The sequence below is a fragment of the Candidatus Pelagibacter sp. Uisw_137 genome (assembly GCF_047720245.1).
Taxonomy (GTDB): Bacteria; Pseudomonadota; Alphaproteobacteria; order Pelagibacterales; family Pelagibacteraceae; genus Pelagibacter.
Genome location: NZ_CP159811.1, coordinates 1155415 through 1182219, shown reverse-complemented (window position 1 = coordinate 1182219; position 26805 = coordinate 1155415). Strand labels below are relative to the sequence as shown.

General features: G+C 29.0%; 26 protein-coding genes. 15 read left to right on the top strand and 11 right to left on the bottom strand.

The features are described 5' to 3' along the window. Window positions 1–6: 6 nt before the first annotated feature. The gene (locus tag ABXT61_RS06320; RefSeq protein ID WP_415315029.1) at window positions 7–2082 is read right to left on the bottom strand and encodes a S9 family peptidase; all 2076 of its coding nucleotides are present in this window, start codon (window positions 2080–2082) and stop codon (window positions 7–9) included. A gap of 17 nt (window positions 2083–2099) precedes the next feature. Between ABXT61_RS06320 and ABXT61_RS06315 the strand changes: the two genes are divergently transcribed. Next, window positions 2100–2606, top strand: coding sequence for a J domain-containing protein (locus ABXT61_RS06315; RefSeq protein WP_415315028.1), 507 nt, complete (start codon window positions 2100–2102; stop codon window positions 2604–2606). Here ABXT61_RS06315 and ABXT61_RS06310 read toward each other — a convergent pair. Beyond that, window positions 2603–3568: a glycosyltransferase family 9 protein gene (locus tag ABXT61_RS06310; protein ID WP_415315026.1), complete on the bottom strand. Its 966-nt coding sequence runs from the start codon at window positions 3566–3568 to the stop codon at window positions 2603–2605. The two genes, ABXT61_RS06315 and ABXT61_RS06310, sit on opposite strands and share 4 nt — an antisense overlap. Window positions 3569–3619: 51 nt before the next feature. Here ABXT61_RS06310 and ABXT61_RS06305 point away from each other — a divergent pair, with 51 nt between their 5' ends. Further along, window positions 3620–4504, top strand: coding sequence for a dihydrodipicolinate synthase family protein (locus ABXT61_RS06305; RefSeq protein WP_415315024.1), 885 nt, complete (start codon window positions 3620–3622; stop codon window positions 4502–4504). A gap of 86 nt (window positions 4505–4590) precedes the next feature. After that, the gene (locus tag ABXT61_RS06300) at window positions 4591–5766 is read left to right on the top strand and encodes a hypothetical protein (protein WP_415315023.1); all 1176 of its coding nucleotides are present in this window, start codon (window positions 4591–4593) and stop codon (window positions 5764–5766) included. 1 nt (window position 5767) lies between these two features. Here the strand turns inward: ABXT61_RS06300 and ABXT61_RS06295 are convergent, their stop codons facing one another. Genes ABXT61_RS06295 through ABXT61_RS06285 form a run of 3 tightly spaced genes read right to left on the bottom strand, consistent with a single transcriptional unit; the run spans window position 5768 to window position 7069 of the window. After that, on the bottom strand, window positions 5768–6310 hold the full coding sequence (locus tag ABXT61_RS06295; protein ID WP_415315022.1) for a tetratricopeptide repeat protein: 543 nt from the start codon (window positions 6308–6310) through the stop codon (window positions 5768–5770). A 45-nt stretch (window positions 6311–6355) separates the two neighbouring features. Continuing rightward, the gene (locus ABXT61_RS06290; protein WP_415315020.1) at window positions 6356–6703 is read right to left on the bottom strand and encodes a thiol-disulfide oxidoreductase DCC family protein; all 348 of its coding nucleotides are present in this window, start codon (window positions 6701–6703) and stop codon (window positions 6356–6358) included. 3 nt (window positions 6704–6706) lie between these two features. Further along, complete coding sequence (locus ABXT61_RS06285) at window positions 6707–7069, bottom strand: rhodanese-like domain-containing protein (protein ID WP_415315018.1); 363 nt, start codon at window positions 7067–7069, stop codon at window positions 6707–6709. Between the two features lie 111 nt (window positions 7070–7180). On the opposite strand from ABXT61_RS06285, the gene tldD reads away from it, so the two are divergent. From tldD to ABXT61_RS06270, 3 genes are read left to right on the top strand one after another with little or no spacing between them, the layout of a single operon-like run. After that, window positions 7181–8593, top strand: a complete 1413-nt coding sequence (gene tldD, locus ABXT61_RS06280) for a metalloprotease TldD (protein ID WP_415315017.1) — start codon at window positions 7181–7183, stop codon at window positions 8591–8593. Between the two features lie 5 nt (window positions 8594–8598). Further along, a complete protein-coding gene (locus ABXT61_RS06275; RefSeq protein ID WP_415315015.1) occupies window positions 8599–9918 on the top strand; it encodes a TldD/PmbA family protein in 1320 nt (439 codons plus the stop codon). After that, window positions 9915–10886 carry an NAD(P)/FAD-dependent oxidoreductase gene (locus tag ABXT61_RS06270; RefSeq protein ID WP_415315013.1) on the top strand — a complete coding sequence of 324 codons (972 nt, stop codon included), beginning with the start codon at window positions 9915–9917 and terminating at the stop codon, window positions 10884–10886. Before ABXT61_RS06275 ends, ABXT61_RS06270 begins: the two co-directional genes overlap by 4 nt. Window positions 10887–10888: 2 nt before the next feature. On the opposite strand, the gene ABXT61_RS06265 is transcribed toward ABXT61_RS06270, so the two are convergent. Beyond that, window positions 10889–11569, bottom strand: a complete 681-nt coding sequence (locus tag ABXT61_RS06265) for a DUF6134 family protein (RefSeq protein ID WP_415315011.1) — start codon at window positions 11567–11569, stop codon at window positions 10889–10891. A gap of 51 nt (window positions 11570–11620) precedes the next feature. Here ABXT61_RS06265 and ABXT61_RS06260 point away from each other — a divergent pair, with 51 nt between their 5' ends. After that, window positions 11621–12268: a YczE/YyaS/YitT family protein gene (locus tag ABXT61_RS06260; RefSeq protein ID WP_415315009.1), complete on the top strand. Its 648-nt coding sequence runs from the start codon at window positions 11621–11623 to the stop codon at window positions 12266–12268. Here ABXT61_RS06260 and typA read toward each other — a convergent pair. Next, window positions 12265–14091 carry a translational GTPase TypA gene (gene typA, locus ABXT61_RS06255; protein ID WP_415315007.1) on the bottom strand — a complete coding sequence of 609 codons (1827 nt, stop codon included), beginning with the start codon at window positions 14089–14091 and terminating at the stop codon, window positions 12265–12267. The two genes, ABXT61_RS06260 and typA, sit on opposite strands and share 4 nt — an antisense overlap. Window positions 14092–14286: 195 nt before the next feature. Here typA and ABXT61_RS06250 point away from each other — a divergent pair, with 195 nt between their 5' ends. Continuing rightward, window positions 14287–16032 carry a DEAD/DEAH box helicase gene (locus ABXT61_RS06250; RefSeq protein WP_415315006.1) on the top strand — a complete coding sequence of 582 codons (1746 nt, stop codon included), beginning with the start codon at window positions 14287–14289 and terminating at the stop codon, window positions 16030–16032. A gap of 191 nt (window positions 16033–16223) precedes the next feature. Here ABXT61_RS06250 and groL read toward each other — a convergent pair whose 3' ends face one another. Continuing rightward, window positions 16224–17891: a chaperonin GroEL gene (gene groL, locus ABXT61_RS06245; RefSeq protein ID WP_415315005.1), complete on the bottom strand. Its 1668-nt coding sequence runs from the start codon at window positions 17889–17891 to the stop codon at window positions 16224–16226. A gap of 23 nt (window positions 17892–17914) precedes the next feature. Next, window positions 17915–18205, bottom strand: coding sequence for a co-chaperone GroES (gene groES, locus ABXT61_RS06240; RefSeq protein WP_168607095.1), 291 nt, complete (start codon window positions 18203–18205; stop codon window positions 17915–17917). Window positions 18206–18328: 123 nt separating this feature from the next. On the opposite strand from groES, the gene ABXT61_RS06235 reads away from it, so the two are divergent. Genes ABXT61_RS06235 through ABXT61_RS06210 form a run of 6 tightly spaced genes read left to right on the top strand, consistent with a single transcriptional unit; the run spans window position 18329 to window position 24770 of the window. Further along, a complete protein-coding gene (locus ABXT61_RS06235) occupies window positions 18329–19147 on the top strand; it encodes a TIGR01459 family HAD-type hydrolase (RefSeq protein WP_415315004.1) in 819 nt (272 codons plus the stop codon). Window positions 19148–19150: 3 nt separating this feature from the next. Next, window positions 19151–20068, top strand: a complete 918-nt coding sequence (gene ribF, locus ABXT61_RS06230) for a riboflavin biosynthesis protein RibF (protein ID WP_415315003.1) — start codon at window positions 19151–19153, stop codon at window positions 20066–20068. A 1-nt stretch (window position 20069) separates the two neighbouring features. After that, window positions 20070–22787, top strand: coding sequence for an isoleucine--tRNA ligase (gene ileS / locus ABXT61_RS06225; protein ID WP_415315002.1), 2718 nt, complete (start codon window positions 20070–20072; stop codon window positions 22785–22787). Window positions 22788–22796: 9 nt separating this feature from the next. Further along, window positions 22797–23297 (top strand): signal peptidase II, encoded by a 501-nt coding sequence (gene lspA / locus ABXT61_RS06220; RefSeq protein WP_415315945.1) that lies wholly within the window; start codon window positions 22797–22799, stop codon window positions 23295–23297. Next, a complete protein-coding gene (locus ABXT61_RS06215) occupies window positions 23281–23613 on the top strand; it encodes a DUF3035 domain-containing protein (protein WP_415315000.1) in 333 nt (110 codons plus the stop codon). Before lspA ends, ABXT61_RS06215 begins: the two co-directional genes overlap by 17 nt. Then, complete coding sequence (locus ABXT61_RS06210; protein WP_415314999.1) at window positions 23613–24770, top strand: glucose-6-phosphate isomerase; 1158 nt, start codon at window positions 23613–23615, stop codon at window positions 24768–24770. Before ABXT61_RS06215 ends, ABXT61_RS06210 begins: the two co-directional genes overlap by 1 nt. Here ABXT61_RS06210 and rsmD read toward each other — a convergent pair. Beyond that, a complete protein-coding gene (gene rsmD / locus ABXT61_RS06205; protein WP_415314997.1) occupies window positions 24767–25330 on the bottom strand; it encodes a 16S rRNA (guanine(966)-N(2))-methyltransferase RsmD in 564 nt (187 codons plus the stop codon). The two genes, ABXT61_RS06210 and rsmD, sit on opposite strands and share 4 nt — an antisense overlap. After that, complete coding sequence (purD, locus tag ABXT61_RS06200) at window positions 25327–26592, bottom strand: phosphoribosylamine--glycine ligase (protein WP_415314996.1); 1266 nt, start codon at window positions 26590–26592, stop codon at window positions 25327–25329. The genes rsmD and purD overlap by 4 nt, the downstream gene beginning before the upstream one ends. 21 nt (window positions 26593–26613) lie before the next feature. Here purD and ABXT61_RS06195 point away from each other — a divergent pair, with 21 nt between their 5' ends. Then, a complete protein-coding gene (locus ABXT61_RS06195) occupies window positions 26614–26802 on the top strand; it encodes a DUF2093 domain-containing protein (RefSeq protein WP_415314995.1) in 189 nt (62 codons plus the stop codon). The last annotated feature ends 3 nt before the right edge of the window (window positions 26803–26805 follow it).

The window sequence follows — 26805 nt, the reverse complement described above, 5'->3', positions numbered from 1 at the left end:
TAGATACTAAATTTTTTTAGAAATTTTTAATGCAAATGCATAATCTAGTGCAATTTCTTCTATGGCTCCATCTCTACCAGATTTGCCACCATGACCTGCGTTCATTTCAGTTTTTAAAAGTAATAAATTATTATCAGTTTTATATTCTCTAAGTTTGGCAGTAAATTTTGCAGGCTCATCGAATAATACTCTGTTATCACTTAAACTTGTTGTGATCAACATATGAGGATAATCCATTTTTTTTATATTATTGTAGGGAGCATAAGAATAAATATAATCAAAATGATCTTTTTTATCTTGTGCATTTCCAAATTCATCAAATTCCCCAACTGTTAAAGGCAAAGAGTGATCTAAGTTTGTTGTCAGAGAGTCGACAAATGGTACAGCCATTATAATTCCTAAAAATAGTTCTGGTGCTTGATTAACAGCTGCACCCATAAGAAGGCCACCTGCAGAGCCACCCATCCCTATTATTTTATTTTTTGAGGTATATTTATTTTCAATTAAATATTTCGCAGACGCAATATAATCTTCAAAAGTATTTTTTTTATTAAGTAGTTTTCCTTCTTTCCACCACTTCATACCTCTTTCCATACCCCCTCTAATATGGGCTGTAACCCAGATGATATCTCTGTTAATTAAACTTAATCTAGTAGTAGAAAAACTAGGGTTCATAGAGCTTCCGTATGAGCCATAACCATAAAGCAGTAATTGAGCACTTCCATCTATTTTAGTATTTTTATGTCTTGTAATAGTAAGAGGGACCAATCTTCCATCGTGTGATTTACAATTAACTCTTTCTACAATGTAGTCGTTAGGATTATGACCAGAAGGTATCTCTTGCTCTTTAACTAATTTTTTTTCTTTTGTACTTAAGTCATAAGAATAAACTCTAGACTGTGTTTTAGGTGAAGAATAACTTATGTATATCTCGTTTGTATTTTTATCTCTTTGCATTAAAGATGCACCAGGAACATACACAGTTTCATCAGAAAAAATTAGCTCTTCTTCTATTCCTGTTGTAATATTTTTTACAAATAATTTATCTAAAGCATCTAAAGTTTCTGATCTTATGATCCAATTTTTTAAAAACGTTAACCCTCCGATTAGAACTTCATTTTTGGCAGCAATAAAAGTTTTCCAATTTGGTTTTTCCAAACTATCACTAATATCTATTTTAAAATCTTCAGCATTTTCATTGGTATGATTATAAAATTTACCATTCCAGGAATTAACTGAATAAAGAATTCCTCTTTGTCTTTTTTTTATTAGTTTAGGTTTAGGATTTTTTTCATTAACATCAAAATAATACTGTTCAGAAGTATTATGGTCTGAAGAGTTGATAAAGAAATATTTATCATCTGAGCTCAAACCAATTCCAACTGTAAAAGCTTCACTTTTTTCTTCAAAAATTAGCTGATCTTCTTTAACTTTAGTTCCTAATTTATGTCTATAAATTTTTCTTGGTCTATGATTTTCGTCAAGTTTTGAATAAAAAATATATTGATCATCCAAACTAAAAGTTATGCCACCAGATGTCTCTTCTATTTTGTCAGTAACTAATTTCTTTGTATTTATATCTCTAATATATATCGTGTAGTATTCAGAGCCTTTAGTGTCCAATGAATATCCTAAGTATTTATCATTAAAACTAACCTCCAAATCGCCAATACCAAAGTATTCTACTTTTAGTTTTTCTTTTTCTTCATCACCATTCCAAATTTCTTCAACATTATTAGTACCATTTTTTTTCCTTAATTTGATAGAATAATTTCCTTTAGTTGTTGTTTTTGACCAATATTCATAATCAAAATCTTTAAAAGGTAGAGACTCATCATCTAATTTTATTCGCCCCTTGATCTCATCAAATAATTTTTTTTGAATATTTTTGGTATCCGACAAGTGAAAATCTGTATATGAATTTTCCTCTTCGAGGTATTTTCTTACTTCAGGGTTTAATTTTTGGCTGTCTTTTAAAACTTCTAAGATATCATCTTGATGTATCCAGCTATAATCATCTTCCCAACTAATATTATGACACGTTTTTATTTCTGATTTTTTTTTAAGTTGTGGTATTTTCATGGATACAAATTAAATATATGAATATTATCATTTATACACTAGTTATTTTAGGAATTATTTACTTTTTACTAAAATTAATAGCCAACACATCATCAAAAAAAATATCAAAGCATTTAAGAAAATTAATTTTTTTAGGTTTGGTAGTTTTGGCAATAATACTTCTGGTTGGAGGTAAGCTTTTATTGAGCATACCACTTACATTGCTTAGCTTAGCTTTAGTTAAGTTAAAAGGGTTTTCTTTGTTTCAATTAATTGGTTTATTTAGACTTATACAGACACTCAGAAGATCTGGGAGATTTTCATTCAAGCAAAATCAAAATATTAAAAATTCATCTAAGATATCTATAGAGGAAGCTTATAAGATATTAAATTTAGATATAAAAAAAAATATTTCTAAGAAGGATGTTCAAAAAGCACATATAAAAATTCAAAAAAAAATACATCCAGATATTTCACCAGAGACCGCAAGGTTATCAATGATTGTAAATGAAGCAAAAGAAATTGTTTTAAGAGATATTTCTTAGTTGAGAATTTTTTTTAATTGATCAAAAATTTTATCTGGATTAATTTTATCTTTACCTAAAGTATTGTATGTTACTATATTTTCTCCATCGGGAATAATTGGATACATTCTTGGACTATAATTCCCATATATTAATGGTGTGTCTGCCATTAAAACAATTGTTTTAATACCAAGCCCTGATGACAGATGGCTAAAACTAGAGTCATTACAAATAGAAATATCACAACTTTTAATTATTGGTAGAGTTTCACTTATACTTAACTCATCTAAAGGAACACATCTGTCTTTAAATTCTGTATTAAGTATTTCTTTTAAAATTTCTTGTTCTTCTTTATCTTTGCCAGTAGCTAAGAAAAATCTACATTTATAAGTATTAGAGATTAGATGCATAAGTTTTATAAATGTTGTAGCTGGAATTCTTTTGGTTGGGCCTGATCCACCCACACCAAGTAAAATATTTTTTTGATCATTATTAATTTTAAATTTCGATTTTGCATCGAATACAGATTTATCACTAATGAGAATTCCTGGGTCACTCTCTATGGTTAAACTTAAGTTTTGTTTTATAAATTTTTTTGCAGTATTTAATATATGTTGGTTTTTTTTTGTAAATAAGGGGTATTGATGAATATTCTTAATGCCAGCAAATCTTGCAACTAAATAAAATCTAAGGGATGAGTTAAAAATAAAGATTTTATCAAAATTATGTTCTCTAAGTTCTTTTGCTAAGTTTATGAACCCACTAAAACCTTGATGTTTCGCTCCCTTGAGTTTATTACCCTGCTCAAGAATAATTATTTTTTCAATATTTTTATTATCTTTTAAGAATTGTTCTGCTTTTGAACTTTGTTTAGCAAGAACACTTACTGGCGTATTAAACTTTTTAGAAATAGCATCTATAAATGGAAGATAGATTATCATATCTCCAATTCCCATTTTATTTTGTACTACTAAAATTTTCATCTAATACTTTATCATCTTTACTAAATTTTTTATTTTATATAAGTTTAGTATATGAGTAAAATTAAAGGCATTTATGCGGCATCAATGTCAGTATTTAATAGTGATTTAAGTCTAAATATTGAAAAGACTGTTAATCATGCTGAAAGAATAATAGGTATGGGCTGCCATGGTGTTGCTATTTTTGGAAGCACAGGACAAGCGCAACTTATATCTATAAGTGAAAAAATTGGTCTATTAAATGAATTATCGAAAAGCAAATATAGGGAAAAATATTTAATTGGAACTGGGCTTAATTCTTTAAATGAAACTGTAAACTTAATGAAGGTTGCCAACTCTTTAAATTTCAGTGATTTTTTAATAATGCCACCTGCTTATTATAAGTATGGTGATAACGAGGTAATAGAGTTTTACTCAAGGGTGGTTCAAGCTGTGCCAGAAAGTAAGATTATTTTATACAACTTTGAAAAGTTGTGTGGTTATAAGTTTAGTATTGAATGTGTTGAAGAGCTTGCTAAAAAGTTTCCAAAACAAATAGTTGGTGTTAAAGATAGTTCTTATAACCTATATGAAAATTTAAAGATTGATAATTTCTCAGTTATGCCAGGATCAGAGTTAAAACTCTTAAAAGGTCTTGAACTTGGATGTGATGGCATTATTACGGCAACTTGCAATGTAACAGCTAACTTATCTAGAAAAGTTTATGACGATTTTAATGAAAAAAAACAACAAACAGCAAATGAGATACTGTGCAAGGTTAGAAGTACATTTGATCAATATAATTTAATATCAGGATTACATTCTTTTATGTCAGATCAAGATGACAATTACAAAAATGTTATACCGCCCGTTAGTCTTTTAAGTGAAAAAGATAAAAAACAGCTACTAGAAGATCTTCGTAAGCTTAATTTTACATTAGAATCCCTAAAGACAGCTTAAGTAGATTTAATAAGATTTTACTCAATATATTAAACAAGAGACTATATTTATTAGTAATTAATTGATAAATCTAATTTTCTTAAAGCATGAAAAAAATAAAAAAAAATCCTCTTAAAAAAAAACCTTTAGTAAAAAAAAAGGTTAAAAAAATTATAAATAAAAAGCAAAAAAAAAATTCAAAAGTAAAAAAAAATATTAATAATAAAAAAAAAATAAGCAAAAATATAAAAATAAATAAAAAAAAAAGAAAAGTTAGAACTAAAAAAAAAGCAACCATAATATCAAGGGTAGTTAAGTTTCAAAATTCTTTAAAGCCAGAATTTAATTTTAAAATTAATTTTAGTTTAGAAAAGTATATCCAAGCTTTTTTTGATGGTATCGCCAATAGAATATTTGAATATAAAACTTTAAAAGCTGAAGAAAAAAGAAGAAGACAACTTGAGGAAATTGAAAAAAAAGAAAAAGAAAAATTACAAATTCAAAAACAAAAAGTAAAAGAAGAAGAAGAACAAACTAAATTCCAAGAAAAAGCATTAAAAAAAGAAATTAAACTTGAAAAAGAAAGAGCAAGAGACATAAAGCTATTTTTACGTAAAGAGCAAGCGTTACTTAGAATTGAACATGCTGAAAGACAAAAACAATTTCTAAAACAATTGCAGTTAGAAAAACAAATAGAAAAATTTAGAATAAGAGAAATTAAAGAATTAGAAAAGCTTGAAAAAATTTCATTAAAAGAAAAAAGAGATGATTATGCTGGTCTTCAAGCAAGAATAGAGAAATTAAAAGATAAATATAGAATTATAAGAGATCAAAAAATTAGAGAGAGGGTAGAAGCTCTAGGAGTAAAAATTCAAGGAGATGAGGATAGAGAAACTTTACTTCAAAAAGAGAAAGAGTATAAAATCGCGAGGCAGAAAATTGAACTTTCTCTTGAAAGTTTTTATAGAAGTGCCAGCAGTTTAGTTTTTCAACTTAACAAACGACACATCACTAGACACATGTCAATTTTTAGATGCATTGATCAAAGATTTGAAACTGGTGAAATCTTTATCAAATGGGATGAAGCACCCGATGAAGAGTGGATACTATTAATTTATATAAAAAATAATTCTCCCAATGAAGGAATAGTCATTGAAGATAAATCAGACCCTGAAAAAAATTCTTCTCATGAATTCAAATCAAATGAAATATTTAAAGCCTCTGATCTAATGGTCGACGCGCTAACGCAGTTAATTTCAAGAAAAAGAGCTAAAAAAGATTAAATTAGATACTATCTTCTTTAATTAATCTTTCAATTTCAGGTATCAGTTCACGACTTTTAAATGAAGGGTGGAATTTTAATGCGCTCTCAATACTCTTAATTGCTTTTTCATATTCTTGAAGTTTTATAAAAATTCTTGCTTGTCCTGATAAAGCTCCAAAGTGTCTAGGTTCTATATTTAAAACTTTATCAATATCATTTAATGATTTTTTAAATTGGCTCATTAAAAAATATACTGTTGCTCTTTTATTCCAAGCTTCAGACCATTTTGGGTCATTCTCCAATATATTGCTAAAAACTTTTAATGCATAATTATAATCACCATACTGCATCAGCTCTGTTCCAAACTTTAATTTTTCAGTTAATTTAAAATCATTAGGATGCTCATTCCAAATAGACCAAATTTTTTGTTCCAGTAAAGCAGCACTTTTTGAATTATTAATAGTTTGAAGTTGGTCAAAAAGACTATTTAAAATAATTTTTTGAGAGGACTGAGCAGAAGAAATAAAATTAAGTATAAATAAAAATAGTATAAAGACTTTCATAACTAAAATATATTTTATTCAGCATCTCTTCTCAACATTAAAAATTTATTTTAAAAGTTGTTTTTTATTTTTTAAAAATAAAAAGAAAGCAATAATCTCATAAAAAAATGAAAATAAAGTAAAAATTATAGGAGTTTTAAAAAAATTATAAAGAAACTTATATTTAGGAATTTTTTTCCATACCAATAAAAAAGCTTCTGCTCCTCCAATTACTTTCTCTCCATCTTTAATATGAAGTCTGCGTAGAAGGTTCTCAGCATTTCTTTGAGTTTCTATTTCTGCTGATTTATTATTTGTAATATCTACCCACTCTATGTCTTTAATATTTTGTTTTTTATATAAATTTATTTCGGCACGACAAATTTTACATGAATTATTAAAATAAACTTTCACAATTTATTTTTTATCTTTCCAGGCTGTCATTCCACCAGTCATATTTTTTACATTTTTTATTCCCATTTCTTGCATAGTTTTTGTTGCAAGTGTGCTTTGGCCTCCAAGACCACAAAAAACTATATATTCTTTATCTGGATTTTTTTTAAACATTTCATCTTCTAAAGGACTACCATCAGCAAGATAAAACTCTAATAAGCCTCTTTCTAAATTTATAGCATTACCAATAGTTTCCGACTCAAAACTATTTTTATCTCTTACGTCTATAAATTGAACATTTGGGTCATTTAATTTTTGTTTGGCCTCATCAACTGAAATATTTTTTATCTCGCTAGAAACACTCATTAATTCATCAAATTTTTTCATTATATTGTCTTTTTTATTAATTTATTTCTTAAAATTATATAGAATCCTATAGATTGTATATGCGCGAAATACGACAATTGAAAAAATAATTTTATCTATTACTTGTTATCTATGAGTGATTTTTTTACTAAAACAGATTTATCAAGAAAAGATGCAGAAAGCATTATTTCCGAAACATTAAACAATTGTGATGATGGTGAACTTTACTTAGAAAATTCTAAAAGTGAGTCTATTGTACTTGATGATGATAAAATAAAGAGTTCTAGCTATAGTTCTGATCTAGGATATGGCTTAAGAGCTGTAACGGGTGAAGTAGTAGCTTACTCCCATTCAAATGAAATTTCAAAAAAATCGTTAAAACAATCTGCTAGCAATCTAAGCTCAACTTTAAAATCTCAAAAAGGTATCTACAATCATGAAATTCCAAAAACTAATGAAAAATTTTATAAAAGTGTTAATCCGATAGAAGAAAAATCACTACAATCTAAATTAGATCTTTTAAAAGAAGTTAACAATTATACGAGAGCCAAAGGTGTAATAGTAAAACAAGTTACTGCCAGTTTTGCAGGTGAGCATAAATCTATAGAAATTATAAGATCTGGGGGTGAAGTCTTAACAGATATTAGACCTTTAATTCGTTTTAATGTTTCAGTCATGCTTGAAAAAAATGGAAAAAAAGAAACAGGTGTTTATGGAATTGGTGGAAGACAATCCTATGATGAATATCTTAAAGATGATAATTGGAAGAAAGTATGTGATGAAGCATTTAGAATTGCTTCAGTAAACCTTGAAAGCAAACCTGCACCAGCAGGAGAAATGAAAGTTGTTCTAGGATCGGGCTGGCCGGCAATACTCATCCATGAAGCTATAGGACATGGCCTTGAAGGTGACTTTAACAGAAAAAAAACATCTGCTTTTCATAATTTAATGGGTCAAAGGGTTGCTAGTGAAGGCGTTACTATTATTGATGATGGAACTCTTCATAACAGAAGAGGAAGTTTAACAATTGATGATGAGGGGACACCAACTGAAAAAACTGTTTTAATAGAAAATGGTATATTGAAAAATTTTATGCAAGATCGACTAAATGCGAGGTTAATGAATACAAGATCAACAGGTAGTGGTAGACGAGAAAGTTACAAACATGTTGTTCTTCCAAGAATGAGAAACACAATGATGTTAAATGGAAAATATTCTCAAGAAGAGATGATTAAATCGGTTGATAAAGGAATATTTGCAGTAAGCTTTGGGGGTGGGCAAGTGGATATTACTTCAGGAAAATTTGTATTTAACTGTACAGAAGCTTATGAAATTATTAATGGTAAAATAGGATCACCCATTAAAGGAGCAACATTAATTGGTGATGGTCCTTCAATTTTAAAAGAGGTTTCATTAGTTGGAAATAATATGATGCTTGACCCAGGTATTGGAACCTGTGGAAAGGCTGGGCAAGGTGTTCCAGTAGGTGTGGGGCAACCATCGATCTTAATTGACAAAATGACTGTCGGTGGAACTCAATTATAAATCATATGGTTAAAGATCAAGATTATTTAAAAAAGATGGCTTCTTTTTGCATAGATTTAGCAAAAAAATTAGGAGCAACAGATTCAAGTGCTGCTGTAATGCACTCGATTTCAGAAACGGTAAACTTTAGAAATAAAAAATTAGATGAATCTGATAGATCAGATAGCCTAGGTGTTAGTCTCACAACCTATATTGGTAAAAAAAAATCAAGTATTTCTTCTTCAAATCTTACACAAGAAAATATTAAGACATTGGTAGAAAGATGTATTGAGACAACAAAAATTACTCCAGAAGATGAGTATAATTCGTTACCAGATAAAGACTTACTGGCTAACAAAATTAATGATCTAAATTTATATGATGATGACCATATAGAGAATGATGAAAAAATTGAATATTTAAAAGAAGTAGAAGAGGCTGCATTTAAAAAAAAAGAAATCATTAATACAGAAACTGGTTTCTCCGAGTCAAAATCAAATTTTATATTAGCAAGTAGTGATGGTTTTTTAAATGGCTATAAGTCTTCGTCTTTTTCAGCATCATGTGTCGCCGTAGCAAAAGATTCTAATAATAAAATGGAAAGAGATTATGAATTTACTAGCACTTGTCATCTAAACGATATGTTAAAGCCTAGCCAAATTGGTGCAATGGCAGCAAAAAAAACATTACAAAAATTAGATCCAAGAAAAATAGAAAGTGAAAAAATTAGCATTGTCTTTGATAGAAGAATTTCAAAAGGAATGTTGAGTGTTTTTGCAAGTGCAATATCTGCTTCCTCTATTGCAAGAGGCACATCTTTTTTAAAAGATAAAATTAATGAAGAAATATTTACATCATCAATAAATATTTTTGATAAACCTAATATAGTTAAAGGATTAGGTTCGAGATATTTTGATTCTGAAGGAGTGAAAACTGATGAATTAAAATTAGTAGATCAAGGCATTTTAAAACATTATTTAGTGGATACTTACAATGGGAAAAAGCTAAACCTTAAGTCAAATGGTAGAAGTGGTGGAACAAGTAATTTGTATTTTGAAAAAGGTCCTATTTCATACAAGGACTTATTAAAATTAAACCATAGAACTTTATACATTACAGAAACTATCGGTCATGGAAGCAATTTAGTTACAGGAGATTATTCAGTTGGTGCCACAGGGTTTATGGTCGAAAATGGAGTATTTAAATATCCAGTAAGTGAAATAACTATTGCTGGAAATTTAAAAGACATATTCAAAAACATTACCTTAGCTGACGATCTTGAGTTTAAATATTCTACAAATGCTCCTACGATGTTAATAGAAGGTATGGTAGTTGCAGGTAAATGAAGGACTTTTGTATTATTGGTTCTGGCATTTCTGGTGCAACAATTGCAAACTCCCTAAGTAAAAAATATTCATTAGATGTTTATGACAAGGCAAGAGGGATTGGGGGAAGATCATCTAATAAAAAGCTTAATAAGAATGAAAGCTTTGATCATGGTGTTCAGTATATTTCACCAAAAAGTATCCAATTTAAAAGTTTTATAAATAGTTTAATTTCAAAAAAAATTCTCAAAAAGTGGGCTGGAAATCATATTTTTCTTAATGATAAAAAAAAAGAGGATAAGAGCCATATTAAAATAATTGGCAGAAAGGGAAATAACGCAATTAGTAAATATTTATTAAAAAATATTAACTGTAATTTTAGTAGTGAGGTTATTAAAATTGCTAATAGAAAAAAAGTTTGGGAAATATCTTTTTCAGATGGATCAATAAAATTTTATAAATCTTTGATATTAACCTGTCCATTCCCTCAATTAAAAAAACTTTCAAAAAAATATATTAAACATTCATTTATAAATAAAAGAATTAAAATGGATGCAAATATAACCGTCATGATGACTACAAAAAAAAGTAAACTTAATGTTAGTAGTTATTTTTTTAATGATAAAATTTTAGGCTGGGCTGGAAGTGAAAATAGTAAAATGCGTTTTAAAAGTAAAAATGATCTTTGGACCCTACAAAGTACTTACTCATGGGCAAATAAAGAGATTAATAAAAATCGAGACAATAATAAATTGAACACAAAAACTTTGATTGACCAGTTTTTTAAGCTTACAGGTATAAAAAAAACTAAAGTCTTATTTTCATTAAATCATGGCTGGAAATATTCATCTAACTCAAAACCTTTAAGAATTAAAAGTTTTTGGAATTCTTCTTTAAATCTCGGAGTTTGTGCGGATTGGTTTGTTGGACCTAGATTAGAATCGGGATGGATAAGTGCTCAAGATCTTTTTAATAAAATAAATAAATAATTTTATTCAAACTTTTTAACCTTATATTCCCAATTTCCTAATCTAGAATAAGTAACTTTTAAAATTAAAGAATTTTCTTTATTAAACCATATATCAAAATTAAGTTTTTTATCTTTTGGTAAAGACATGTCTTTTGAGGTTAATTTAAAATGATCTACCTCATAAGTTTTACCATAAAGTTCAATTTCTTCTTTACCGATAAACGTTACTACCTGTTCTTTGATACTACCTGATACTGGGCTAATTTGACTATCAGTTTGTAAAATTTTGTGGCTCCACCAGTTTCCAATTACGTTTTTTGTCGATGCCATACCACTATAGGAAGAACCTTGAATATCAAATTTATCTGTTTGTTCATTAAATTCTAAATCTACATATTTTTCTTTATCATTTTGAAGTGTTTTAGAGTTAAAAGAAATCAATTTATCTTTAATATATTTTTCCTCTCCGTACCCTTCAATTTCAAAAATTGTTGCTCCAAATAACTTTACTGTAAACTTAATTTGATTTGTGACTATTGTCTTATTTCCATCCTTTTTAAAAAAATAGTAATTATACCCAATAACCTTACCATCTTTTAAAATCTCCATTTCAATTTTATTAAATTTATTATAATGAGCCATGTGGGCATTAGAGCTAAGTGAATATGTTAAAAAAAAAATTAGTATAAAAAATTTTTTCATAAAGTGTTAACAATAATAGACTTTAATTTTAAAAGAAGTAATTTATTAAAAATGTTCTTGAAAATCAAAAATATTCCTAAAGTTTATTGGAGTTCTGAAAAACCATTAAATCTTAAACCAAAAATTTCAACTTTCTTCTTTTTGTGTCTTGGATTAACTTTATTTGGTTTAGGTGAGGGATTATTAATTGTCTCTTTTGCTGGAGCCTCACCTTGGTCTGTTCTTGCACAAGGTATTGCATTGAATGTTGATTTTTCTACTGGAATAATAACTATATTTATAAGCATTGCTGTTTTACTGTTGTGGTTACCTTTAAAACAAAAACCTGGAATTGGAACAATCTTAAATGCAATAATTATTGGTTTGATGATCGATGTCTGTATAAAATTTGTGCCAACACCTGAAAATTATATTTATCAAATACTTTTGGCCATTATAGCGGTACTCACAGTAGGGCTTGGTGGTGGTATTTATCTAGTGGCTAATTTAGGAGCTGGACCAAGAGATGGACTAATGGTTGGTTTACAAAAAAAAACAAATTTACCGATTGCTATTGTTAGAGCTTTTCTTGAAATTACAGTGATGTCTATCGGTTGGTATTTGGGTGGTACAGTAGGAGTTGGAACTCTATTATTTGCTTTTGGAATTGGACCAGCTGTTGCTCTTAGTTTATTTATTGCTGGAAAGTCTTTTAATTAAAGAGGCGTTGACGATTTTTCGTTCTTTTTTCTATCATTAGGATTAAGAATTGCTTTTCTCAATCTAAGAGATTTAGGAGTAATTTCTAATGCTTCATCAGTATTTAACATACTTAGCTGTTCTGCAATTGACATTTGTCTTACTGGAGTTAGCACAACGTTTTCGTCAGTTCCTTGAGTTCTCATGTTAGTTAACTGTTTACCCTTCATAACGTTAATAATCATATCACCAGCTTTTGGGGCCAATCCAACAATCATTCCTTCATAAACAGGATCATTATGAGTTACAAACATTTCACCTCTCGCCTGTAAGTTAAATATCGCAAATGCAACAGCTTTTCCGTTTGCCATTGAGATTAAAGCACCATTTTTTCTGCCATCCATCTCACCTTCAAATTTTCCATAACCATGGAAGATTCTATTAATTACACCAGTACCTTTTGTTAAAGTTAAAAATCTACTTGTGTAACCCATCAAGCCTCTTGTTGGTGCATGAAAGATTAATCTTTTTTTATCTTTTCCTGTATCTTTAAGGTCAAGTAATTTACCTTTTCTTCTATTCATAGAATCAATAATTTTTGATGAAAACTCTTCATCTAAATCAACTGTGATTTCTTCAATAGGCTCCATTCTGTTTCCATTTTCATCTTTTTGAAACAAAACTTTTGGAGGGCTTACTGTCATCTCAAAACCTTCACGTCTCATTTGCGTTAATAAGATTTCAAGCATTAATTCACCACGTCCACTAATTACAAAAGCATCTACATTATTATTTTGAGAAAAAGAAATCCCAACATTGTTTTGTGCCTCAGAGACCAATCTATCTCTGATTTGAGTACTTGTTAATTTTTTACCTTCTGTCCCAGCTAAAGGTGAACTATTAACACTTATAGTAATAGACATCGTTGGAGGATCTATCGGAGTTGCAGGAAGTGGATCATTTACTTCAAGATCACAAATTGTATCTGCTACGTTAGCTTTTTCTAAACCTGCAATTATAACAATATCACCCGCTTCACCAACTTCGATGGGTACTTTTTTTGTTCCCTCGTACCTAAAAATTTTAGTTAATCTACCTTCATCAACTTTCTCACCTTTAAGATTTATTGCTTTAATAGGTTGATTAGCTTTTGCTGTACCTTGAGATATTTTTCCAACCAAACTTCTTCCTAAAAAACTATCTGCATACAATAAAGTAGATAGCATTGCGAAAGGCTTCGTTTTATCAAGCTCAGCAGGGTTTACATGCTCTATAATCAAATCTAATAGTGGGTGAAGATTTTCTCTTGGTCCATCAACTTCCTTGCTTGCCCATCCAGATCTTCCACTAGCGTATAAGACTGGGAAGTCCAACTGCTCTTCGTTTGCATCTAAACTTACAAATAAATCAAATGTTTCATCTAATACTTCGTTAGCTCTTTGATCCGCTTTATCTAATTTATTGATTATAACGATTGGCTTTAAACCTTGTTTAAGAGCTTTTGCTAAAACAAATTTTGTTTGAGGCATTACACCTTCAGCAGAATCAATAAGTAATAATGCTCCATCAGCCATACTTAATACACGCTCAACTTCTGCAGCAAAATCTCTGTGACCAGGTGTATCAATAATATTAATTCTTGTATCTTTCCAGTTGATTGAAGCTGGTTTAGCTAAAATAGTAATTCCTCTTTCTTTTTCTAGCTCACCAGAATCCATTAACCTTTCATCAACAACTTCATTTTCTCTAAATGAACCACTCTGTTTCATGAGGGTATCAATCATGGTAGTTTTACCATGGTCGACGTGTGCAATAATTGTGATGTTTCGAATATTGTTTTTCATAATTTGAGGCTCTTATACATCAATTGAGTTTTTTGAAAACTTAAAAAAACCTATTATTTCCTTATTAAAGCTATTTTAATAAAAAATTAGCTTCTTGTGATTATTAAAAAAACGTATAGTTATCGCTATACAAATTAGACGTATTAAAGGATTAAGAGCATATCTCCTTAAGTTTTAAAAAATCTAAATACCCAAATGGAAAACTTTAAATTACTAAAAATAGAAGATTCGTTAAAAAATTCATTGGAAAAAATGAAGTTTACGAAACCAACTCCAATTCAAGCTATGGCAATACCAGTTGCTTTAGAGGGAAAAGATATTTTAGGAACGGCCCAAACAGGAACTGGAAAAACACTAGCTTTTAGTATCCCTTTAATTAATAAATTAATATTAGATAAAAATGCTTTTGCGTTAGTTATGTGCCCAACTAGAGAGCTTGCAACCCAAGTAATGGCTGCAATTAAGAGTATTATTAGTGATAAAATTAATATTAAAACTGCCTTGCTTATTGGTGGAGAGGCAATGCAAAAACAACTTAGACAACTGGGAAACAGATCTAGAATAATTGTTGGAACACCAGGAAGAATTAATGATCACTTAAAAAGAAAAAGCTTAAATTTATCAGCTACTAAATATTTAGTGTTAGATGAAACTGATAGAATGTTGGACATGGGGTTTACTCCTCAAATAGAGTTAATTTTAAAATTTGTTCCAAAGGATCATCAAACCTTATTATTTTCAGCAACATTACCTCAGAATATTGTTAGAATTTCTGAAAGATATCTAAATAAGCCTCAAAGAATTTCAACAGGGTCAACATCAGTTCCTATTGCAAAAATTAAACAAGAAACCCTTCAAGTTTTTAAAGAAAATAAATACGATCAATTAGTAGATCAATTTATAGCAAGAAAAGGATCAATTTTAGTTTTTGTTAAAACTAAAAGAGGTGCTGATAAAATGGTTAAGCGTCTTAAAGAAGAAGGTCATTCAGCTGATGCTATTCATGGAGATCTTCGTCAAAGTAAAAGAGATCGTGTAATTACTTCATTTAGAAAAGGCCTTAAGAGAATATTAATTGCAACAGATGTTGCTGCAAGAGGTTTAGATATTCCATTAATCCAACACGTAATAAATTATGACCTTCCACAAGTGCCAGAAGATTATGTTCATAGAATTGGAAGAACTGCTAGAGCAGGAACAGAAGGTTCTGCTTTAACTTTTCTTACACCAGATGATAGGTCGATGTGGAACGAAATTAGTAAATTAATTGATCCGAATTTTAAACCTGCGCCACGTGGAGCAAGAAGAGATTCAAGAGGTGGTAAAAGAGGAAAAGCACCATACAATAAAAAAAGAAAATTCAGAGACGAAAAAAAATCTAGTTATGGAAGATCTAGTTCATCATCAAGAGATGGAGAGAAAAAAAGTTTTGGTTACAAGGGAAAATCTAGTTTTGGAGATAAATCAAAACCATCTAGTTATGGAAGATCTAGTTCATCATCAAGAGATGGAGAGAAAAAAAGTTTTGGTTACAAGGGAAAATCTAGTTTTGGAGATAAATCAAAACCATCTAGTTATGGAAGATCTAGTTCATCATCAAGAGATGGAGAGAAAAAAAGTTTTGGTTACAAGGGAAAATCTAGTTTTGGAGATAAATCAAAACCATCTAGTTATGGAAGATCTAGTTCATCATCAAGAGATGGAGAGAAAAAAAGTTTTGGTTACAAGGGAAAATCTAGTTTTACTAAAAAAGATGCCTCGAAACCAACAGGTTTCACAAATAATCCTAAATATTTTGGAAAAAAAACATCTGAAAGCTCATCAACGAGTGGAGAAAAAAAAAGCTCTAGTTTTGATGGAAAGAAGAAGTTTAAAAGTAGAAGTGACAGACCCAAAAGCTTTACCTTCAAAAAACACAGTCAAAAAAGAGCTAAAGTCTAAGACTTTTTAGATTTCTCTTTTTTATTTTTTCTTTTTTCTTTTAGGCTTAATTTTGGCTTTTTAGCAGTGCTTGAATCTTTAAATGATTTTCCGCTGTATCTTTTTGACATATTTTAACCTTATAACAGCTTAACAAAAAAAAAGGCCACCTAAAAAGATGGCCTTTGAATTCTTTTTAAAAAAAAGTGGAATTACATACCCATTCCACCCATTCCACCCATGCCGCCCATGCCACCAGGCATTCCACCAGGCATTCCACCAGCACCACCAGAATCTTTGTCATCTGGTTTGTCAGCAATCATGGCTTCAGTAGTTACAAGTAATCCAGCAATCGAGGCTGCATCTTGTAAAGCTGTTCTTACAACTTTAACAGGATCGATGATACCTTTTGCAAACATATCAACGTACTCTTCATTCTGAGCATCGTAACCTTGGTTCTTTTTATTTTGTTCAAGTAGTTTTCCAACTACAACTGAACCATCAACTCCAGCATTTAAAGTTATTTGTCTAATAGGAGCTTGTAAAGCTTTAGCCACTAACGTAACTCCAGCTTTTTGATCATCTCCTTTAACTTTAAGTGTAGATAGACTTTGTGAAGCGTATAAAAGAGCACAACCACCACCAACTACTATTCCTTCTTCAGCAGCAGCTCTAGTCGCGTTAAGAGCATCTTCAACTCTATCTTTTCTTTCTTTAACTTCTACTTCAGTTGCACCACCAACTTTGATTACAGCAACTCCACCAGCAAGTTTTGCTAGTCTTTCTTGAAGTTTTTCTCTGTCATAATCAGAAGTTGTTTCACCTACTTGTTGTTTGATTTGAGTACATCTAGCTTCAATTTCAGATTTCTTACCACCACCACTAATAATTGTACTATTATCTTTATCAACTTTAACTCTCTTACAAGATCCAAGATCTGTAAGTTTAACATTTTCAAGTTTAACTCCAATATCTTCAGAAATAACCTGACCACCAGTTAAAATTGCAATATCATCTAGCATTGATTTTCTTCTATCACCAAAACCAGGTGCTTTAACCGCAACAACTTTTAAACCACCTCTAAGTTTATTTACAACAAGAGTTGCAAGAGCTTCGCCTTCAACATCCTCAGAAATAATCATTAGTGGTCTACCAGCTTGTACAACAGCTTCTAAAAGTGGAACCATTGGTTGCAAGTTAGTTAATTTCTTTTCATGTAATAAGATGAAAGGGTTTTCTAACTCTGTAGTCATTTTATCAGCGTTAGTAATAAAGTATGGTGATAAATAACCTCTATCAAACTGCATACCTTCAACAACGTCTAACTCAGTTTCTACTCCCTTAGCTTCTTCAACAGTAATAACACCTTCATTACCAACTTTTTGCATAGCTTTTGCAATCATGTTGCCAATTTCTTTATCACCATTAGCTGAAATAGTTCCTACTTGAGCAATCTCATCAGTATCTTTTACTTTTTTTGCTGAAGCAATTAAGTTTGCTTTAACATGATCTACTGCTGCATCTATTCCTCTTTTAACATCCATAGGGTTCATGCCAGCTGTTACATATTTTACACCTTCTTTAACAATTGCTTGTGCTAAAATAGTTGCTGTAGTTGTTCCATCACCAGCTTCTTCATTTGTTTTGCTAGCAACTTCCTTAACCATTTGAGCACCCATGTTTTCAAATTTATCTTCAAGATCAATTTCCTTAGCAACAGTAACACCATCTTTAGTAATTCTTGGTGCACCATAAGATTTGTCGATAACAACATTTCTACCTTTTGGTCCAAGAGTAACTTTTACTGTGTTAGCAAGGATATCAACACCTCTTATCATCGCCGCTCTTGCTTCAGAGTCGAATTTTACAACTTTTGCCATTTTATTTTCTCCTTTAAATTAGATTATTTACCTGAAATACCCATAATGTCAGACTCTTTCATTATACTGTATTCTTTGCTGTCTATTTTGATTTCAGTTCCTGACCATTTGCCAAAAAGAACTTTATCTCCAACTTTCACATCCATTGGAATTAGTTTTCCATCTTCAGTTTTTGCACCACCACCAACAGCAATAACTTTACCTTCTTGAGGTTTTTCTTGAGCTGTATCAGGGATAATTATTCCTCCAGCAGTTTTTTCACTACTGTTTAAAACTTCTATTAAAACTCTATCGTGTAACGGTTTAAATTTCATAAATTCTCCTTTTATTATGCGACTCATATAGCTATTAGGGCAACTATTTCAAGAGATGTTAAAAAAAATATGTGGGGCAAAAAACCAGAGAAATTGTGTATTTTATAAGTTATACCTCCCATAATGACTAAGAATTTAGATAACCATGGATTAAGATCAATTGTAGAGAATTATGATATTTTTTATATCGATTTATGGGGCGTTGTTCATAATGGGATAACTCTTCATAAAAACGCAATTGAAGCCTTAGGGGAAATTACCACAGCAAACAAAGACTATGTTCTCTTAACCAACGCCCCAAGACCCAATAAAACAGTAAATAATTTTTTAGAAAAAATGGGGATGAGTAAAGAAATTAGAGAAAAAGTTTATTCTTCAGGTGAGGCAGCACTGAATTATTTAAGAAAAAACTCACTAGAAGAAAAATTTTATCACGTAGGTCCACCAAGAGATTTTGATTTATTTTTAGATTTTAAAAAAAATAAAACTATTGATATTAAAGAAAGCTCATATTTACTTTGTACTGGTTTATTTGAAGAACAAAGTGTGGATCTAAATTATTACAAAGAATTATTCAAAGATCACGTTAATAAGAAAATGATATGTACTAACCCGGATTTAATTGTGGATAGAGGCGAAAAAAGAGAATTATGTGCAGGGTCTGTAGCACTTGTTTTTGAAAAAATGGGAGGAGAAGTTATTTATTTTGGAAAACCATTTCCCGAAGTTTATAATCAGGCAATTAACAACAAGGGAAAAAGAGTTTTGTCTATTGGTGATAATTTAAATACAGATATTAAAGGAGCGAATCTTTTAAATTATAATTCTTTAATTATATCAAATGGTATTCATAAAGATGAAATTAAAAAAGAAGGTATAGATATAGTTTCAAAGAAATATGAAGTTGTTGTAAACTTTATTCAAACAGAATTAAAGTGGTAAAATATGAAGCTGTATAAAAACTTTAATATTTCGAATAATCATAAAAAATCAATTATCCTAATTGGAAATTTTGATGGTGTTCATTTGGGTCATCAAAAATTATTTAAATTAGCAAATACTTACAAAAAAAAATTTAATCTAAAAATTGGTGTTTTAACATTTGAGCCAATGCCTAAAATGTTTTTTAATAAAAACTTTAAAAACTTTAGAATTTTAAATATAAATCAAAAAAAAATAATATTAGATCATTTAGGGGTTGATTTTATAATTACTAAAAAATTTGATAAAAATTTTTCTGCAATTAAGTCTGATTTTTTTATTAAAGAAATTTTATCAAAAAAATTAGAAGCTCAATACATATTTGTTAGTAATAACTTTAGATTTGGCAATAAAAGAGAGGGAGATGTTAGACAATTAATAAAAAATGAAAAAAAATATCATTACAAAATAGTAAAACCACAACCACTAATCTTAAATAAAAAAGTTATCTCCTCAACATATATCCGCTCTCTTCTGGAAAAAGGACAATTAAAAAAAACTAATAAGTTATTAAGTCGAAATTGGTCAATTGAAGGAATTGTTCAAAAGGGAAGGCAACAAGGAAAAAAAATTGGTTTTCCAACCTGCAATATTGATATTAAAGATTACGTGATCGCAATACCTGGAGTGTATGCAGTTAAAGTAAAACAAAAAAACTCCAATAAATCACTAAAAGCGATTGCTAACCTTGGTTATAGACCAACTTTCAATCAAAAAAAAATTTTATTAGAAGTACATATTTTTAATTTTTCTGGAAATCTTTATAATAAGTATTTATCAGTAGAGTTCACAAAATTTATAAGAAAAGAGAAAAAATTCAAAAACGTTGATCAATTAAAAAAACAAATTCAAAGTGACTTAAAAGTTGCTAAAAAAGATTAATATGAGCAAAGAAAATATAAATTTACCTAAAACAGCTTTCTCCATGAAGGCAAATTTACAGAATAAGGAACCTGAAATTTTAGAATATTGGAAAAAAATTGATCTTTATAAGGAGTTGAGAAAATCCAATAAGGGTAAAGAGAAGTTTATACTTCATGATGGTCCACCATATGCAAATGGTAACATTCATATGGGTACGGCTTTAAATAAGATTTTAAAAGATATCATTGTTAAATTTCATCAAATGGATGGTAAAGATTCTGTATATGTTCCAGGATGGGATTGTCATGGTTTACCTATTGAGTGGAAAATTGAAGAGCAATATAAAAAAAATAAAAAAAATAAAAATGAAGTTCCAATAACGGAATTTAGAAAAGAGTGTAGAGAGTTTGCTGAAAAATGGATTGAAGTTCATAAAACACAATTTAAAAGATTAGGTGTTGTTGGAGATTGGGATAATCATTATGCAACAATGAGCTTTGAAGCAGAAGCTCAAATTGTAAGAGAGTTGGGAAAATTTTTAAAAGAGGGAAGTCTTTATAGAGGATTTAAACCTGTTCTTTGGTCAACTGTAGAAAAAACTGCTTTAGCAGATGCTGAAGTTGAGTATCAAGATCATAAATCAGATACAATTTACACGGCCTTCCCAGTTAAAAAAACAAATATAAAAGAATTAGAAAATACAGAAGTTATTATATGGACAACCACTCCATGGACTATACCTGCAAATAAAGCATTAGCTTATAATGAAGCATTAGATTATTTAATAATTGAATTAAGTGATGAAGGAAATTTTAAGAATAAAAAAATAGTTGTTGCAGAAGCCTTACTAGAGCCTGTTATCAAAGATTGTGAAATCAAAAATTACAAAGAAATAAAAAAATTTAAGGGTAAAGATTTTAAAGATACAATTTGTAGTCACCCTTTTTTAGAGCTTGGTTATGATTATGATATCCCAATGCTTGAAGCAAGATTTGTTACAACAGAACAAGGAACAGGTATTGTTCATTGCGCACCCAGTCATGGTCCTGATGATTTTAATCTTTGTTTAAAGCACGGGATAAAAGCCATAGAGACTGTAGATGGTGATGGTAAATACACTAAAAACCTTCCTTTATTTGAGGGAACTCATATTTTTAAAGCTAACCCAATTGTTATTGAAAAATTAAAAGAACAAAAAAAGTTATTATCTAATGGGGAACTAGTTCATTCATATCCACATTCATGGAGATCAAAAGCACCCCTTGTTCATAGAGCAACTCCACAATGGTTTATTTCAATGGAAAGTCATGGTTTGAGAAAAAAAGCGTTAAAAGCTCTTGATGATACTAAATTTTATCCAGACAAAGGTAGAGAAAGAATAAAAGCAATGATTGAAACAAGACCAGATTGGTGTGTTTCAAGACAAAGAGTTTGGGGAGTTCCACTTCCAATATTTGTTCATAAAACTACTAAAGAAATTTTAGTAGATGATAATGTAAATGAGAATATTGCGAGTATTTATGAAAAAGAAGGTTCTGATTGTTGGTTTTCTGACAATCCCCAAAGATTTTTAGGGGACAAATATAAAGCAGAAGATTACGAAAAAATTAGTGATATTGTTGAAGTTTGGTTTGATAGCGGTTGCACTCATGCATTCGTTTTGGAAAAAAGAGAAGATCTTCAATGGCCAGCATCAATGTATCTAGAAGGTTCTGACCAGCATAGAGGTTGGTTTCATTCGTCACTGTTAGAATCTTGTGGAACGAGAGGTAGAGCGCCTTATGAATCAATATTATCACATGGATTTGTTGTGGATGGCAAAGGTCTCAAAATGTCAAAATCTGTAGGAAACGTAATTGCACCTGAGGATATTTTAAAAAAATATGGTGCAGATATTTTAAGAATATGGGTTGCGTCATCTAATTATGCTGAAGATTTAAGAATTGACTATTCTATTTTAGAACAACATTCAGATTCATACAGAAAAATTAGAAATACATTTAGATATTTGCTAGGTAACTTAAATGATGATTTCCAAAAAATTGACATGGAAAGTCTAGACATCAAGCAATTACCAGAATTAGAGAGATATATGCTTCACAGAGTGTATGAGCTAAATAAAAATTTCAAAAACTATTTTAAATCATATGATTTTCATAATCTTTATAAAGAATTATTAAACTTTTGCACTGTAGATTTATCGGCATTTTATTTTGATATAAGAAAAGATGCTTTGTACTGTGATAGTAAAGATTCAGCGAGAAGAAAAAGTTGTATTGTTATTTTAAATATAATTCTTGAATCTCTTATTAAATGGTTTGCACCAATATTGTCATTTACAACAGAAGAAATTTTTACGTTAATAAGCAAAGATAAAAAAAGTATTCATTTAGAAAAATTTATGGAATTTCCAAAATCATTTGAAAATGTGAAATTAAATAAAAAATGGATAGAGTTAAAAAAGATAAGAGATATTTGTAATATTAGCATTGAAGCAAAAAGAGCAAGTAAGGAAATAGGTTCAAGTTTGGAGGCAAATATATCAATTAATTTAGATGAAAAAATGATTAATAATTTCGAAAGTATAGATTTTTCAGAATTATGCATCACATCAAGTGCTATAGTTAAAAAAACTTTATCAAATGAGATAACTGTAATTACAAATAAAGCAGAAGGTGAAAAATGCTCTGTGTGCTGGAAAATAAATAAAAATGGTTGTGAAAGACATCCAAATTAAAAAACTTGGATATTTAAAGTGAATTTAAAAAAAATATTTTTCAACTCTGCACTTATCTTGGCTATTTTTTTTGTCGATAGAATTTCTAAAATTTACATTATTAAAATTAGTGTATTGGAAAATAAAGTTGACATATATTTAACAGAATATTTAAATTTTTATCTTATTTGGAATAAGGGTATAGCATTTGGGCTGTTCTCATTTAATGAAAGTTTCATTTATAACTCGATTACAGGAATTATAATAATAATAAGCATTATAATTTTGATAATGACTTACAAGAATAATGGCTTTAAAAAAATTTCGTTGATATTTGTTTTGGGCGGAGCTCTAGGTAATCTTTTTGATAGAATATATTACTCTGCCGTGCCAGATTTTATTGATCTTCACTTTAACGATTTTCATTGGTTTGTATTTAATGTTGCGGATATATTTATAACATTGGGTATTATATGCCTTATTTTTGATGAAATATTTGTTAATAATAAAAAAAATGAAAAATTTATTTAAAAATACACTTTTTATACTTCTAATTTTGGGCGCTTTAAGCGCCTGTCAAAGTGTTAAAGATGGTTTGACAGGAAAAAAACAAACCAATTCAGACGAATTTCTTGTTAAGAAAAAAAATCCATTATCACTACCACCAGATTTTGAAAATTTGCCAGAACCAACAACTTCAAATAAAAATGATGATAAAAATGATACTGAGATTAGTTTAAAAGAAATTTTAAACAAGAATGCTAATACTAAAAGTACAGTTTCTGTAAGTGAGACATCAATTGGTTCATTGGAAAAAAATATATTAGAAAAAATTAAAAGTAATTAATGCTTACAAAAAATATTAGCTTTAAGAACTTTAAAGTAAAAGGATACAGTAAAAAAGTTAAAAAAATTCTAGATGATATTCTTGTTAAGAAAAATTCAGTATTAGACTCTTTAAGCTCAAATTACAAAAATAGTTACAATAAAAAAACTATTCTTAAATTTAAAAAATATAATAAAATTAATGTAGTTGGTATGGGGGGGTCAATTTTAGGAACGGAGTTGATTTATTTTTTTTTAAAAAGTAAAATTAAAAAAAATTTTTTCTTTTATAATAATCTTCAGTCAAAGATTGACCCAAGTCATAAAAGAAATAAGCATCTAAATATAATAGTTTCAAAATCAGGTAACACGCTTGAAACAATTTCAAATTCAAATATCATTATTAAAAATCAAGATAAAAATATTTTTATTACTGAGAATAAAAATAGCTATCTTTATTTATTGGCTCAAAAACTAAAATCAGAAATTGTGCATCATAATAATTTTATTGGAGGCAGATATTCAGTTCTCTCCGAGGTAGGCATGTTGCCTGCTGAGCTTATGGGCTTAAGTAGTAATAAATTTAGACAACTAAACAATTTGATTAAAAATAAAAAATTTATTAATGAATTAATTATAAATGTAAATAATACGTTACATTTTTTGAAGAAAAAAAAATTTAATTCAGTCATTCTTAATTATGATGTGGGTTCAGAAAGTCTATTTAAGTGGTATCAACAACTAATGGCCGAAAGCCTAGGTAAAAAAGGAAATGGAATTTTGCCCATAATATCTTCAATGCCAAAAGATAATCATAGTGTTATGCAGCTCTATTTAGATGGTCCAAAAAATAATTTTTTTACTTTTTTCCATGTTAGGGATAAGAATTCAATTAAAGTTATTAACAATAAGCTTCTTACCTCGCACAGCTATTTAAAAAATAAAAATTTAGGTGAAATAGTTATGTCTCAAAAATTAGCAACTGAAAAAGTTTTTTTAAATAAAAAAATTCCTTTCAGGAGCTTTGAGGTAATTAATCGAGATGAAAATACTATAGGTGAACTATTTTGTTTTTTTATTTTAGAAACTATTTTAATAGGAAGGGCTTTAGAAATTAATCCTTATGACCAACCAGCTGTTGAACTAATTAAAAAAGAAACAAAAAAAATACTAATTTAGACGCAAATTCCAAACAATACTCTTGATATCCCATAGGTTTTTTCTTCAATAATCTGAAATTCTTTTGGAAATTTTTCTTCTTCTTTTTTGTGTCTATGAATAATTATTATTCCATTCTCTTTAATTATTTTTGCTTCAATTATATCAATTATTAATTTATTTAAGCCTTTCTCTTTATAGGGAGGATCCATGAAAATAACATCAAACTTACCATCAAAATTTTTAAAGTTTAATTGGTTCAATATATTTTTCTCAACTATTAATGTGTTATCTTGATAGCCAAGATTTAAAATATTTTTTTTTAAAATTGGTAAAACGTTATTATAATTTTCAACAAAAGTTACATTTTTAGAACCCCTAGAGAGACATTCAAGCCCAAAAGATCCAACTCCAGAAAATAAATCTAAAACATTTGAGTTTTCCAACTCAAGATTAAGTTTATTAGAATGAATAATTATATTGAATATAGACTCTTTTGTTAAATCTTTAAGTGGTCTTGTATTAATATCTTTAGGATCAAAAATTTTTTTACCTTTAGATTTTCCAGATATTATTCTCATTCATTTATTACTTTGTAAGCAATATCTTTTCTGTAAAAACCACCATTCCAATTTAATGATTTAATTGAATCTATTATTTGTGTTCTAGATAAAGAAAAATTTTCTGACAAGCAGACAAAATTTAAGACTCTTCCTCCAATGGCATAAATTTTTTCATTAATGAGCTCTGTTCCTGCATGATAACAATATTCATTAGTACCTAATTTTATTTTACTCAGATTCTCTATTAATACATTTTTATTAAACTGGTCTGGATAGCCATTCGAACATATTACTATGCATAAACTTTTTTTATTGTGCCATATAATTTCAGTTTCATTTAGTTTTTCATTGCAGCAGGATAAAAAAATTTCTAATAAGTCAGATTTTAATTTAGGTAAAATAGTCTGACACTCTGGATCTCCCATTCGTACATTATATTCGATTAAATAAGGCTCACCTTCTACGATCATGAGACCAGCATACAAAAAACCTTTATAATTTGTTCCAATTTCTTTTAAACCTTGAATCGTTGGCTCAATAATTTTTGATAAAATTTTTTTGTCCAATTCTTTATTAATTAATCGTGAAGGAGAGTAGGCACCCATACCCCCTGTATTTTTGCCCAAATCTCCCTCTGAAACTCTTTTATGGTCTTGGGCAGTACCGAATTTTTTTACTGTTTTGCCATCACTAATTACAAAATAACTCATTTCCTCACCCTTTAAGAACTCTTCAATGAGCAAATTATTAGCAATACCAAACTTTCCTTCAAATATTTCATTTATTGCAATTTTAGCTTCTTCTGGTTTATCACAGATATAAACACCCTTCCCAGAAGCTAATCCATCAGCTTTTATAACAATGGGATATTTGGTTTCTTTTAAAAATTGTTCGGCATCATCGATATTTTGAAAAATTCCAAAGTTAGCTGTTGGAATATTATATTTTTTACATAAGTTTTTTGTAAAGATTTTTGAACCTTCTAATTGTGAAGCAACTTTGTTAGGACCAAAAACTTTAATATTTTGCTCTTCTAAAAAATCTACAATCCCGTCTACGAGTGGTTTTTCAGGGCCAATAATCATTAAATCAATCTTATTTAATTTTATGAAATTTTTTAATTCATCAAAATTATTCAAATTTATTGAAATATTTTGAGCAATTTTAGCTGTTCCAGCATTTCCTGGAAAACAATATAATTGTTTTACCTTTTTTATAGAGCTAAGTTTATGACAGATGGCATGTTCGCGACCACCACTTCCTATTATCCCAACTTTCATGTAGTAATATATAAACTAAAAATGAATAAAAAATTAGCTAAAATAAAATATTTACCAAATAATTTTGAAGTTATTGAAGAGGGTGATTATGTAATTTGTGCGGTATCAGGTAAGAAGATTAACCTAAATACACTCAATTATTGGAATGTTGATTTGCAAGAACCTTATTATTCATACATGGAGGCGGCAGAAAAAAGAGAAATTAAGTAACTC